The sequence below is a fragment of the Chryseobacterium metallicongregator genome (assembly GCF_031324065.1).
GTDB lineage: Bacteria > Bacteroidota > Bacteroidia > Flavobacteriales > Weeksellaceae > Chryseobacterium > Chryseobacterium metallicongregator.
In genome coordinates this window covers 167,536-181,930 of sequence record NZ_JAVIXS010000006.1, presented here as the reverse complement: position 1 = coordinate 181,930, position 14,395 = coordinate 167,536, and the positions used below count along the sequence as shown (strand labels likewise).

The window sequence follows — 14,395 nt, the reverse complement described above, 5'->3', positions numbered from 1 at the left end:
CTTTATATTAATTAAAATAGTTCTTAATTTCTGTAATAATAATATCCAGTACTTCCTGATCAAATTCTGTATGTACAGGAAGGGAAATAACTTCTGTGCAAAGCTGCTCTGTAACCGGAAGACTAAAACCTTCTTCTACATATTGAAGAAAAGCTTCTTGTTTGTAAAGAGGCAAAGGATAATATACCATACTTGGAATATTTTTTTCTGCCAAATATTTCTGTAGCTCATCTCTTTTCCCGTTTTTCACTCTAAGGGTATACTGATGAAATACATGGGTAGAATTCCCAGCTCTTTTAGGAATCTGAATTCCCGCAATATCTGCAAGGTTTTCATCATAATAATCCGCCATTCTGTTTCTGGCTGCTGAATACTCATCCAAATGTTTAAGCTTAACTTTTAATACCGCTGCCTGTATGGTATCCAATCTTGAATTACAGCCTAAAACTTTGTGATAGTATTTCTTTTCCTGACCATGGTTGGCAATCATTCTGATTTTAAAAGCTAATTCATCGTCATTTGTCATCAATGCACCACCATCGCCATAGCATCCGAGATTTTTTGAAGGGAAAAATGAGGTACATCCAATATGTCCGATAGTTCCCGTTTTTTTCACAGTTCCATCAGAAAAAGTATAATCAGAACCTATTGCCTGAGCATTATCTTCAATCACAAAAAGGTTGTGTTTTTCTGCAAATTCAAGAATTTTCTCCATATCAGCACTTTGGCCGTATAGATGAACAGGAACAATTGCTTTGGTTTTTGGGGTCAGATATTTTTCAAGACCATTTAACTCAATATCGAAAGTATCTTTGTTTACATCTACCATTACTGGTTTTAATCCTAAAAGACCAATAACTTCAGCAGTGGCTACATACGTGAAAGCAGGGCAGATTATTTCGTCACCAGGCTTCAGGTCAAGTGCCATCATGGCAATTTGAAGAGCATCTGTTCCATTAGCACATGGAATAACATGTTTTACTCTCAGATATTTTTCAAAATCCTGTTGAAATTCTTTTACTGCAGGACCATTAATAAATGCGGTACTATCGATACATTCCTGAATACTGATATCTACGTCTTCTTTTATTTTCAGGTATTGACCTTTAAGGTCAACCATTTGAATTTTCATATTCTTAGTTTTTTGAGTGCACGGAGTGCATTTTCTAATTCATGATCAGCTCACTTATTTTATTTCCTATAGAAAGGCAGGACGTAGCTGCTGGAGAAGGGGCATTTCTAACGTGAATAATGTTTCCGTTTTTCACGATATCAAAATCATCAATCAAACCTCCATTTCTGTCGCAAGCTTGAGCTCTTACTCCTGAACCTCCTGTAACAAGGTCGTTTTCCTGTATTTCCGGTAAAAGCTTTTGAAGGGCTTTTGTAAATGCAGATTTGGAAAGTGAACGGTGCATTTCACCCATTCCGGTTTTCCCATATTTTGCTACAATTTTTCTAAATCCCGGCCATAGCATTGTTTGCATGGTTTCGTTAAAATTGAAATCAAAAAAGTTATATCCTTCTTTTTTAAAGGCCAAAACAGCATTAGGGCCAGCTTCTATATTACCATCAATCATTCTGGTAAAGTGAACTCCAAGAAACGGAAAGCTAGGATCAGGTACCGGATAAATAAGATGTTTTACCAGATATTTTTTTTCATCCTTAATTTTATAATATTCTCCTCTAAAAGGAATAATGACCACATCGTTTTTTTCGTTGGTCATTCTGGTTATCTTATCGGAATACAATCCTGCGCAGGAAATTAACTTTTTGGTTTTAAATTCGGAAATATTGGTATTGACAATAATTTCAGATCCTTTATCAATGATGTTTTTTACTTCATTATTAAATCTTACTTCTCCTCCTAATTCTTCAAAAAGTTCTTTTATTTTTTTTGCGATTCCCGGATAGTCGATAATTCCGGTTTGTGGCACTTTAATTGCTCTTACTCCTTCACAATGCGGTTCGATTTCACGGAACTCTTCTCTTGAAAGGTATTTTAAGTCTTGTAGTCCGTTTTCTACTCCTCTTTTATAGATATTATCCAGAAGGGGTAATTCTTCCTGCGAAGTAGCTACAATGATCTTTCCGCAAAGGTCATATCGTATACCGTATTTCTCAGCAAAGTTAATGACCGAGTTATAGCCTTCAATACAATTTTTAGCTTTAAGGCTTCCCGGTTTATAATAAATCCCGCTATGGATTACTCCACTGTTATGTCCTGACTGGTGCAATGCCACGTCATTTTCTTTTTCTAAAATGAGAATCTTAGAATCAGGATTTTTAAGTTGAGTCTGGTAGGCTGTAGCCAAACCTACCAAACCTGCACCAATGATTATTATATCATAGTTCATGATCTATTATAATCTTGCATCTACCAGATTTCTGTCTAAACATGCTTTGGTGTCGAAAACCACAGCATTTTCTTTTTTAAGCTGATCCAGATCCATTTCCAGGAACTCATTGTGAGATACTGCAATCACTAAAGAATCATACTTTTTCCCATCCTCAAGAGCGTCCAGAATATCAATTCCATATTCATGTTTTACTTCATCTTTACTCGCCCAAGGATCATAAATATCTACATTGACTCCATAATCTGCAAGTTCTCTATAAATATCTACAACTTTAGTATTTCTGACATCCGGACAGTTTTCTTTGAATGTAACTCCTAAAATCAAGGCATTTGAGTTTTTGATCACTCCCCCTTTGGCAATAAGAAGTTTCACTACTTTAGCAGCAACAAACTTTGCAATAGAGTCGTTTACTCTTCTGCCAGATAAGATAACATCAGGATGATATCCTAGCTGTTCTGCTTTGTGAGCAAGGTAATAAGGATCTACAGAAATACAATGTCCTCCTACCAACCCTGGTTTATATTTAAGGAAGTTATATTTTGTACCCGCCGCTTCTAATACATCATTGGTATCGATACCAACTCTGTCAAAAATTAAAGCCAATTCGTTAACAAAAGAAATATTAACATCCCTTTGTGCATTTTCAATCGCTTTTGAGGCTTCTGCCACTTTAATGCTAGGCGCTTTATGGGTTCCTGCAGTAATAATTTTCTTATATAGACTATCTACTTCCTCAGCAATCTTGTCGGTAGAACCAGATGTTACTTTTTTAACACTTGTAAGAGTATTTACTTTATCACCCGGATTAATTCTTTCCGGAGAGTACCCCACAAAAAAGTCTTCGTTAAAAGTAAGTCCTGAATATTTTTCAAGAACCGGTACGCACTCTTCTTCTGTACATCCAGGAAAAACTGTAGATTCATAAATAACAATATCTCCTTTTTTGATAATTTCTCCTAACATTTTTGAAGCAGAAATCAATGGATTCAAATCCGGAGCATTATATTTATCAATAGGGGTAGGAACTGTTACAATGAAAACATTAGCTTCAGAAATATCAGATAACAGACTTGTTGCTTTATAACCTAAAGAACCATTGGATTCGTTATATTTTTTCAGTCCATTATTTAATTTATCAACATCAGCTTCAAGCGTTATATCCTTTCCGTTATTAAGCTGATCTACACGTTGAGTATTGATATCAAATCCAAAAACAGGATAGTGATCTGCAAATTCAAGAGATAGAGGAAGACCTACATAACCTTGGCCTATAACCGCTATTTTATATGTTGTTATCATTAACTAAGTTTATTTTTTATTTTTTGAAACCATGATTGTTCTGTATGTTGGTTATAACCATAACCATACTTGTTACTGTATCCTAAATTTTCTCGACTTACATCGTTAAGTACAAATCCAACATTTTTGATTTTTTTCTGATCAATATTGTTATTAGCAAATTCTAATAATGCCTTTTCTGTGTATTTAGATCTGGATACATAAATTGTAACATCAGAAAGTTCAGCAATAAGGAAAGTATCTGTTACAAGAAGTAGTGGTGCGGTATCCAGGATAATATATTCATATTTATCTTTCAGTTCGCTGAGAAGAACCTCATAACGACCGTTGGATAATAATTCTGTTGGATTTGGAGGAATCATTCCTGAATAAATTACATCCAGATAAGGATTAAAAGATGATACATGAATAATATCTGCAAGTTTAGTATCGTCATTGTAAAGATACTCCGTAAGCCCAGCAAGTCCTTTTCTGGCAGGATTATATCTTTGAAGCTGAGGATTTCTGATATCAGATCCGATGATAATTGCTTTTTTCTTAGGGTTTGCCAGTGTTAAAGCTAAATTCACAGAGGTAAATGTTTTCCCTTCACCTTTTACGGTTGAAGTAACAAATACTACTTTGCCTTTTTTCTCTTTTGAAAGCATGAAATTCATATTGGTGATAAGAATTCTAAATGCTTCCGCCATAGGCGTAATATCATTCATTTTAACAATTTCAGAATCTCCTTTTTCAAGACTTGGCAATTCTGCAATAATAGGTGCATGCACTAATTTCTCAAGATCATGTTTTGTAACAATTTTATTATTAAACAGCTGAGACATGTAAATAATAATAAAAGGAACTAACAATCCAAGAAATAATGAAACGAATAAAATAGCTTGAGTTTTTGGTGCAACAGGGTTTGCAAAAGCATACGCCATATCAATGACTCTTGCTTTTGGTGCCGTAATAGATTGCGCAATAGCTGTTTCTTCTCTTTTCTGTAATAATAATAAATATAAGTTTTCTTTAATTTTTTGTTGTCTTTCTATTCCCCTGAATATTTTTTCTATGGAAGGAATTTTAGCTATTTTTCCCGTTACCTTATTTTGTTCTCCTACATATTCATTTCTTGCAAGTTCTAATCCTGTCTTATTTCTCTGTAGAGTCTGAACAACTGAAGTACGCATTGAATTTATTTGTTTACTAGTTTCAACAACTATAGGGTTTTCTGTAGTTGCAGATTCTAATAATCTCGCTCTTTGCATTACTAATTGGTTGTAGGATGTAATTGCAGAAACAGCTTCAGGATTATTTAATCCAATATTCATTGGTAAAACCTGATACTGTCCTTGTTTGGACATGAAAGAAATCAAAGAATTTGTTAATTCCAATTGGGCATCAAGATCCAATTGTTTTCCACGAGCTTCTGCAGAACTTTCAAGATCTATTTTAGCTTCTGTTTCAAGGTCAGTAAGATTATTCTTTGATTTAAAACTCTCTTTTTCATTTTCAACCTGACCAAGCTCTACTGAAAGTTTTTTTACTCTATCTTCAATAAAATCTAATGTCTTTTTAGACTCCTGGTTTTTATCCAAGATAGCATCGTTGTTATAAGCAACAACTAATGAATTAAGAATATCTTGTGCCTTTGAAATTACCGGATAATTCATTGAAAGCCTAAGTACAGTAGCTTCTTTGTTTGCTAAATCTACATTAAGAGCACTTGTTAATGCATTAACTTTTGCTTCAACCGATGATATGAGTAATTCTAAATTTTTCTTATCAATATTGGGTGATGCTTTAGGGTTATATTCTTTATTTTTAGTAATGATAATATTAGCAAAAGGAAGATTTATCATTCTTCCATAACCAGAAATAATATCTTTTTTCTGCTCTTCATCATGTATTATAATTTCTTCCCCTTTTAATTCTACATTAATAAGATTATTTGCTTTTTTGGATACCTTCTCATTTATAACTTTTACTTCAATGGGCGAAGATTCTTTGTATAGCTCAACACGACTTACTTTTCCTTTAACAATGATATTAGCCTGAAGGTTTTTATTGATAACCACATCCCTCATCAGCTTTTTTGATTTCAAAACTTCAATCTCATTGGAAATACTATTAGTTTTCATTCCTCCCAGTCCTGATAAATCAGAAAGAACACCCAATTCGTTATTTGAAGATGAATTTTTGGAATCTTTTATAAGTAAGGTGGTTTCTACATAATAAACTGGAGTCATAAATCTTATTGCAAAATAGCCAATCGTTAAAGCTACCATTGCACACAAAATAAACCATGGCCATCTCCTTAAATATGGTTTGATTATTTCACTAAAATTAATTTTATTTGAATTGTTTTCCACTTCTGAAAATTGTGAAGTTTGCTGGTTATCCATCAATTGTTATTTCTTATTAAATAAACTTACTACTACGGCAACTGCTGTAACCGCAATAGAAATGGCGGTCAGGTAAAGTCCAGTATTGGGATTTTGTTTTGCCATCACATCTTTTGTATTGTTTGAAGCAACAATAATAGCATCCCCTTGTTTCAGATTATAATATGGAGAGTTAATTAAATTAGCATCGTGAAGATTGATACGGCCATGAGAAACAACACCATTTTCTGTTCTAACAACCAATATATCTTCTCTCTTTCCATATTGAGTCAAATCCCCGGCCATTCCTAATGCATTTAAAATAGTTGCTTGACCATTAGCAATAGTATAATCTCCTTGTCTGTTTACTTCTCCTAATACGGTAACTTTGAAGTTTGTGAGCCTTACATTAATTGTTGGATTAATAACATATTTTGTCATCCTATCCCTTAATTCATCTTTAAATGCCGTCAAACTTTTATCTGATGTATTCAGTTTTCCCAATATAGGAAAGTCAATATCTCCATTTGCATCTACAATATATGTAGGCCCTGACAGTATTGTTGACCCCTGATTAGGAGTATTTCCTCCTGCTATGGTATTTGTTTGGATAAGTTCTGATGAGGAATAATTCTGATTAAAAGGTTTTACAACATCCATATCTTTTGCAGTGATCAGAATAATAAGCTGATCTCCAACCTGGATTGTATTTGCTGAATTTTTAGCAGAGGCATTGATTGCAACCTGTTCTATATTCTGCATATAATTTAAATCATTCTTAGCATTGGGATTAACTTTGCAGGAAATCACTAATGAAGATGCCAAAACTACTGCTAATATTTTTCCTTTCATTATTTTGTTAAATTATGCAAATATACATTTATATTTTGTCTATTTATCAAGAGCCTCATAGATTGAATTATTGCTTCGGAATTCCGGCACTATAGTTTTAAGAATCCTTACTACTTCCACTTTATCTCTTCTAAGAGAAGCTTTTGTAATTTCTTTAGTAAGCGTATCTATTTCTGCAAATCCCATAGAAGGATCTTTGGAGATCATGATTTTATCATTATGAGTAGGAAGTGTTTTTGCATCATCACTCAAGAGTTCTTCATATAACTTTTCACCAGGTCTCAATCCTGTATAAATGATCTTAATATCAATATTAGGTTCAAATCCTGATAATTTTATCATTCTTTTGGCAAGATCAATAATTTTAACAGGTTCTCCCATATCAAAAACAAAAATTTCGCCTCCTTCACCCATTGTTCCCGCCTGAAGAACCAGTTCACAAGCTTCAGGAATAGTCATGAAATATCTTACAATTTCCGGATGGGTAATGGTTACCGGTCCTCCAGCTTCAATTTGCTTTTTAAAATGAGGGATTACAGAACCGTTAGATCCTAATACATTTCCAAATCTTGTTGTAATAAACTTGGTAACGTTACCTTCTACATTCTGAAGTGACTGCACAAAAAGCTCAGCAGCACGCTTTGAAGCTCCCATCACGTTGGTTGGATTTACAGCTTTATCTGTAGATACCATTACGAACCGGTTTACTTTATACTTGCTGGATAGCTTTGCAACAATCTTTGAGCCTAATATATTAACAAAAATAGCTTCGTGAGGATTTTCTTCTACTAATGGTACGTGCTTATAAGCTGCTGCATGATATACCATTGAGAAATTATAGGTTTGGAACAGAGATTCCATTCTGTGATGATTGGAAACATCTCCTAAAACAAATTTGAAAGGGATATGAGGAAATTTATCTCTCATTTCAAGTTCAATTTCATAAAGCGGTGTTTCTGCCTGATCTAAAACTACAATCAATGAAGGGTTGAAAAGAGCAACCTGTCTTACAATTTCACTTCCTATGGATCCTGCTCCACCGGTTACTAATACTGTTTTATCAAAATGTCTGCTTTTAACTTTTTCGTTCTGAATTTTGATAGGTTTTCTATTTAACAAATCTTCAATTTGAAGATTTCTGATAGATCCACCCAGATCGCTGTCTCTCAGTTTTTGTACTGATGGTGCTTTAAAGACATTAAGATCTTTCTCTAAAAATAAATTCACCCATGAATTCATCTCATCTCTGGCCATCATTTCTTTAACAATAAGAACGCCATCAATAATAAGATCTTCTTTGGTGTTTTCTTCTATTTTTTGTTTTTCATAAATTGGCTTTCCTAACAGAGATGCCCTTTTAGAATCTGTTCTTTGTGTCAAGAAACCTACTACCTGATAAGGTAAACTCGGGTTATCAAGAATAGCACGTGCAATGGCAATAGATTGTTCATCAATTCCCAACACTAAAATTCTTTTTTTCAGTGCGCTTCTTCTGTATTCCCTTACAATATGGAAAAATTCCTTCACATAGAGTCTGAAAAGAAATAATCCCATAAATGAAATTACAAAATAAAGCATCAGATAAGGAGTAAGGATGAATTTACTTCCTGTAATCCAGAAATAGCAGATATTTACAGTTCCAATAGCCAGCATTGTGCAAAAGCAGGAGATCAGAAGCTTAAATAAATCTATAAAGGTGGAATGGCGTATTATCCCGGCATAGGTCTTGAAGATATACATAAAAGCAGCATTTACCAGAATAATAAAAGCGAAAATTAGGCTTTTATCATCATGATATATGAATTCCTGCTTTGTAATTTTTGCGATAATGTAAGTAGAAAGAAATAAAGATATTACCAGAATAATAATGTCTATTACAAGAATTATCCATCTAGGAAGATATCTTACGTCTGAGAGATTGACAACATTATCCCCTCCAAATATTGTTTTTCTAAGAGAATTGTACATTGTCTATATTGGTGTTCATATTTAATTAAGGTATAATATCTAATTATCCAATCAAAGATAGTTTTGATACAATCATGCAAAAATAAAATAAATTTATTTCAATACGCTGAAATCAAAAATAAATTTGATGTTACATTTATAAAATCTAACAATTTCATTGCGGTACAGCTAAACCCACAGACAAAAATCGTACCATAGAAACTGTTTAAGAGGGCGATATTTATCTATGTAAATTCTTTATTCCAGCTGTTTTTTCTTTAAAAGAAATATTAAATCTTTATATATCAATCTTTTTCAATGAACTGATTGTTTTTTTTCCTAAAAGTCATACGTCAAGTTTTTTTTATTTATTAATATTTAGTCAAAAATATCAATTATTTTCTCATACTCAAAACCTTTACTCATCAAATATTTTATAGTTTTGGTTTTTTTTTGATATTCTTTCAAGCCAGTTTGTTTGGTGTAATAATCATCAAAAATTTTTCTGATGGTTTTCTCATAATCTGAGTCATCAATCTCATCAAAACAAGAGCTTATCAGCCTCTCTGAAATCTGTTTTTGTTTCAGGCTGATCTTAATTTTGGTCTTTCCCCAGTGTTTGATGTAAAATTTCCCTCGGATATAGCTCCTGGTAAATCTTTCTTCGTTCAGAAAATTTTCTTTCAGCAGAAATAAAATAATTTCTTCTTTTGCTTCATCAATAAGCAGAAACTCTCTCATCTTTTGTTCCACTTCCGCATGGCAACGGTCCTGGTAAACACAATAATTAACAAGCTTCTGTTTAATTTCGTCGAAAGTATAAGATTTCTTTTCCATTGTAATAAAAAAAGAATGAGCAGTTTGCTCATTCTTTATATGATATTGGAATATTTGTTAGTAATTGAACAGAGCTTTACCTTCCATTAATTCGTTAACTTTCTTTCTTACAGATCCAAGAACTTCTTCATTCTTGATATTGTCTACCACTTCAGAAATTAATCCCGCAATAGTATCCATATCATTTTCCTTAAGTCCTCTGGTTGTAATAGCAGCAGTTCCTAATCTGATACCAGATGTTGTAAATGGTGATTTATCATCGAAAGGAACCATGTTTTTATTACAAGTAATATCAGCAAGTACTAATGCTTTTTCAGTTTCTTTACCGTTTACTCCTTTATTTCTAAGATCTACTAACATCAGGTGATTATCTGTACCACCGCTTACGATATCAAAACCTCTGTCAATCATTGCTTTTGATAACGCCTGAGCGTTAGATTTAACCTGTTTTGCATAGGTTTCGAACTGTACGTCCAATGCTTCACCGAAAGCTACCGCTTTACCAGCAATTACGTGCTCAAGAGGACCTCCCTGAATACCTGGGAATACAGCTCCGTCAAGTACCTGGCTCATCATTTTGATTTCTCCTTTTGGAGTTTTGTGACCGTAAGTATTTTCAAAGTCTTTACCCATCATGATCATACCTCCTCTTGGTCCTCTAAGAGTTTTGTGAGTAGTGGTAGTTACTACATGACAGTGCTCGAATGGTGAATTTAATAAACCTTTTGCCACTAAACCAGCCGGGTGAGCGATATCTGCCCAAAGTGTAGCTCCAACTTCGTCTGCTACTTCTCTGAATTTAGCATAGTCTAAATCTCTTGAATACGCTGAGAAACCTGCGATAAGCATTTTTGGTTTTTCTCTCAATGCAACTTCTCTCATTTGGTCATAGTCGATAAGACCTGTTTCCTGCTGAACTCCGTAAGAAACTACGTTATATTGAATCCCTGAGAAATTCACTGCAGAACCGTGAGTAAGGTGTCCTCCCATTGAAAGATCCATCCCCATGATTTTGTCACCTGGTTTCAAAACTGCAAGATAAATGGCTGCATTTGCCTGAGAACCGGAATGCGGCTGAACATTCACATAGTCTACTCCGAAAAGTTCTTTAGCTCTGTTGATCGCTAAAGTTTCAACCTCATCTACTACTTCACATCCTCCGTAATATCTTTTTCCGGGATATCCTTCAGCATATTTATTTGTCAGTACACTTCCCATTGCTTTCATCACGTTTTCAGAAACAAAGTTTTCTGATGCAATAAGTTCTAAACCATGGGTTTGTCTTTGTCTTTCCTTTTCAATCAGGTCGAAAATAATATCCATTTTACTTTTAGTTTTTGAAATTTTCACCCCAAATGTACGGAATTTTCGTCGAGATTTCTCTATTGAAAAAATGATTTTTAAACACTAAAAAATGAAAATACCTATGGACAAATCCAATATTATGATTGTTTTAATTGTAGTAAAAAGCCTCTAAAATTCTTCATCTGATAGTTCCTTATTTACCACAGCACCGGCAAAATTTCCTTGTGCAATTGCATTGGCTACAGAGCGCATCATGGTTACATTATCTCCACAGGCAAAAACTCCTGGAACGGTTGTTTTCTGCATCATATCTACCTTAATAAATCCCTGTTCTGTCAGTTCACACCCCAAATCATCGGATACATTGATATTCTGTTCAAAAGGGATTTTAGCATATAAGGCCTGTAAGGGAACTTCTTTTCCATTTTTGAAAATAATTTTCTGAATGGATCCGTTTTCATGTTTTATTTCTCCAATTTCCTCCTCGTTCAAAGTGATTTTATTCTGCTTCAGTTTTTCAATCTGTTCATCAGTAAGAACAGCCTTTCCATTGGTGAATAAGGTAAGGCTTTTGGTCAGATTAAAAATCAGTTTTGAAAATTCGTAGGCCATATCACCATTAGAAAGAACACCTGTTATTTTGTTTTTTACTTCATATCCATGACAATAGGGGCAATGTAAAACAGAAATCCCCCAACATTCTGCAAATCCGGGAATGTCCGGCATCAGATCCTTCACTCCTGCAGCAAGGATCAGCTTCTTGGTATGAAATTCTTTTCCGGATGAAGTTTCGATCACAAAACCTTTGGCTGTTTTTGCTGTTTTTATGACTGTTCCGTTATAAAACCTTACAGTGTTATATCTTTCTACATCTTCTTTTGCCAGCTTTGCAATTTCCGCAGGAGTTTTCCCATCGTGAGTCACAAAATTATGAGAATGAGGAGTCTGTCTGTTACAAGGTTTTCCGTTATCAATAATCAGAACATTTCTTAAAGATCTTCCCAAAGACATTCCTGCCGATAATCCTGAATAGCTCCCTCCTATTATAATAACATCAAAGTTTTTGTTTTCCATAGCTCAATTGATAGTTGATAGTTGATAGTTGATAGTTGATAGTGCAAAGATAGTCTAAAATCAATTAACGCAATAAAGTTGCAATAACATTTATCTATTAACTTTATCTTGTATACAAATCATCATTTCCAACTTTATTGAAAACTATTTCCATTCATTTTTAACTTCGATGATTTCGTTCTGAATTCTTTTATTGATGTCTATTTTAGCTCCCTGTAAACTGAAAATAGCCGTTCCTCTTTCTCTTGCATACGGATTGGCAATAGAGTCTTTTAATGTTGAAACTTCAAAAAAAGAGCCGGATTCTTCAAGTTCTTTCCCTGCTTCAGAGGCATCTTTAACTCTGATCACATTTTTGTATTTCTTGCTTAAATCTATCCAATTAATATAGTCTGCATGAAATGACATAGCTATCACTCCAGCTTTTGAATAATAATTAATCGCTCCGGTCTGTCCATAATTATCACAAAGGACCATGGTATTTCCGCTTTTTGATAGTCTGGAATATTCTTTATCTACTTTTTGAGCAAGTTCTTTCCAACCCTGCATATCGGCAAAATCCTGTGGCAGTGGGTGATCTTTTCCATCTTCCCAGCGAAGCAGTCCGAATTTTTTGTATTGATCCTGATGGGACTCAATATATTGAGGACTTTTATTTGGAAAAGCTACATTATATAGAGGAAGGAATAACAGTATTGGGATAAGTATACTGACCGGTTTTAAAAACCTTTTCCATCCTTTTTCAAACACATATCCAAGAAAAACAGCACCAAAAGCAATATAAACAGGATAAAGTCCTATTGCATAATAATCCTTCGCTTTAAAAAATAAAAAAAGAGTAATCGTAATGATATAACTCCAAAAGAAAAACCTGAATTTTTCAAAAGGTTTGTACAACAGTAATGCTCCCCAACCTGCAATCGTTACAAAAATAACTCCAACAAAAAATAAAATCTGTGATTTCATAAAACCCATTCGATCTACATGCACCAATTGTTTTTCAGAAAGTTCTTTCATATGATGAATAACCGGAAACTGGTTCTGATACTGCCAAAGAAGATTAGGGAAAATAATAATTAAAGCTAAAAGAGCAGCCCAATACACATGAGACTGCATAAAAATCCGCCTTTGCTCTGTCAGCAATAATGCAGGAATAAGCCCTAATAATGAAAAAGCAATATTATATTTGTTTAATATTCCTATTCCGACAATGATGGCACCTATATACAACCATTTTACTTTTTGAGAATTGAAATATTTAATCAGACTGTAGTAAATAAACAACCAAAGTAAGATCTCCAGAGATGTGGGCTGGAATAACATATTTACCCGAAGAAGTACAGAAAATAATAGCCCTAAGGAAGCCAATACTTTAGCAAACAGGTTTCCATTGAGTTCTTCAACAACTTTCCATGTCAGCACAATTGTCAAAGCTCCGAACAGCGCTGGAAAGAATTTAACCCAAAAAATAGAATTTCCCAACATTTTAATCATCCAGGCCAACCAGGAATTAACAGGAGGAACAGAGAGATATCCCCAGGCAAGATGATTGGCCTGATCAAGATGCAGATATTCATCTCTGTGAAGTTCATACTCAGGGCTTATCAGTGAGTATTGGAGTGCAAACTTTGCAATGATAAAAAGAAACAGAATCCAATAGTCTTTTTTCATGGAGATATTGTTTGAAGTTTAAAAGTAAGACAGTCTAAATCTCTTTTTTGTTACACTTATATTATTTTAAAGCTATTATTCATAATTTCAGTTTTAATCTTCTGAATATTGCCAGACCAATACTTAATTTCTTCAACCTTTTTAGGACATTCTTCTATAGGAGTCTTCTGACAGGCAGCTAAATATTCCTGATACGTTTTCAAAACATCATTCAGGTATGTTTCGTAGTCTTTAGGATTTTTAGGAATATAGCCTATTCCATCACAGCCACAGCTATGAAAGCATTTTCCAGTTTTAAAAAGACTTTCTATGATTTTCCATTCTTTGGCTGCTGTTTTTTTAGGGGCTTTGAAATCTTTTCCAAGATCAGCCATCACACTCGCGCACTCAGGACATTTTATAGTTCTGTTTTCAATCTCTGAAACAATTTTCTGAAACTCTTTTGTTTCTGCTTTTGTAAAAACGTATCCTATTTTACGAATTGATTTCCCATCGGGTTCATGATATATTTTCTCTTTTTCAATCCGACGTAAGATATCCACACTATCAGGTTGTTTAAATGATTTTCGGCATTTAAAACATACGTAATGTGATTTATAAGTTTTCCCTGCGTATCTGCACATTTTTCATAGATTATCCAATTCAAATATAGGAATTTACGCTTGTAAAAGTTTTGATCTAAAA

Annotated in this window: 11 protein-coding genes; all 11 read right to left on the bottom strand. The window is 33.8% G+C overall.

Going from position 1 to position 14,395, the window contains the following annotated elements:
• Positions 1 to 7: 7 nt before the first annotated feature.
• The gene (locus REB14_RS09395; protein ID WP_079242930.1) at positions 8 to 1,132 is read right to left on the bottom strand and encodes a DegT/DnrJ/EryC1/StrS family aminotransferase; all 1,125 of its coding nucleotides are present in this window, start codon (positions 1,130 to 1,132) and stop codon (positions 8 to 10) included.
• A gap of 34 nt (positions 1,133 to 1,166) precedes the next feature.
• Positions 1,167 to 2,357 carry an L-2-hydroxyglutarate oxidase gene (gene lhgO / locus REB14_RS09390; protein WP_079242931.1) on the bottom strand — a complete coding sequence of 397 codons (1,191 nt, stop codon included), beginning with the start codon at positions 2,355 to 2,357 and terminating at the stop codon, positions 1,167 to 1,169.
• Positions 2,358 to 2,363: 6 nt separating this feature from the next.
• Positions 2,364 to 3,659, bottom strand: coding sequence for a nucleotide sugar dehydrogenase (locus tag REB14_RS09385; RefSeq protein ID WP_079242932.1), 1,296 nt, complete (start codon positions 3,657 to 3,659; stop codon positions 2,364 to 2,366).
• The gene (locus REB14_RS09380; RefSeq protein WP_079242933.1) at positions 3,659 to 6,046 is read right to left on the bottom strand and encodes a GumC family protein; all 2,388 of its coding nucleotides are present in this window, start codon (positions 6,044 to 6,046) and stop codon (positions 3,659 to 3,661) included. The genes REB14_RS09385 and REB14_RS09380 overlap by 1 nt, the downstream gene beginning before the upstream one ends.
• Before the next feature lie 6 nt (positions 6,047 to 6,052).
• The gene (locus REB14_RS09375; RefSeq protein ID WP_079242934.1) at positions 6,053 to 6,877 is read right to left on the bottom strand and encodes a polysaccharide biosynthesis/export family protein; all 825 of its coding nucleotides are present in this window, start codon (positions 6,875 to 6,877) and stop codon (positions 6,053 to 6,055) included.
• Between the two features lie 39 nt (positions 6,878 to 6,916).
• A complete protein-coding gene (locus tag REB14_RS09370) occupies positions 6,917 to 8,845 on the bottom strand; it encodes a polysaccharide biosynthesis protein (protein ID WP_079242935.1) in 1,929 nt (642 codons plus the stop codon).
• Positions 8,846 to 9,202: 357 nt separating this feature from the next.
• Positions 9,203 to 9,661 carry a regulatory protein RecX gene (locus tag REB14_RS09365; protein ID WP_079242936.1) on the bottom strand — a complete coding sequence of 153 codons (459 nt, stop codon included), beginning with the start codon at positions 9,659 to 9,661 and terminating at the stop codon, positions 9,203 to 9,205.
• Between the two features lie 57 nt (positions 9,662 to 9,718).
• A complete protein-coding gene (gene glyA, locus REB14_RS09360; protein WP_034699074.1) occupies positions 9,719 to 10,984 on the bottom strand; it encodes a serine hydroxymethyltransferase in 1,266 nt (421 codons plus the stop codon).
• A gap of 150 nt (positions 10,985 to 11,134) precedes the next feature.
• Complete coding sequence (locus REB14_RS09355; protein ID WP_309522038.1) at positions 11,135 to 12,040, bottom strand: NAD(P)/FAD-dependent oxidoreductase; 906 nt, start codon at positions 12,038 to 12,040, stop codon at positions 11,135 to 11,137.
• A 144-nt stretch (positions 12,041 to 12,184) separates the two neighbouring features.
• Positions 12,185 to 13,711, bottom strand: coding sequence for a glycosyltransferase family 39 protein (locus tag REB14_RS09350; protein WP_309522037.1), 1,527 nt, complete (start codon positions 13,709 to 13,711; stop codon positions 12,185 to 12,187).
• A 56-nt stretch (positions 13,712 to 13,767) separates the two neighbouring features.
• Positions 13,768 to 14,253, bottom strand: coding sequence for a hypothetical protein (locus REB14_RS09345; RefSeq protein WP_145953294.1), 486 nt, complete (start codon positions 14,251 to 14,253; stop codon positions 13,768 to 13,770).
• Positions 14,254 to 14,395 lie beyond the last annotated feature (142 nt).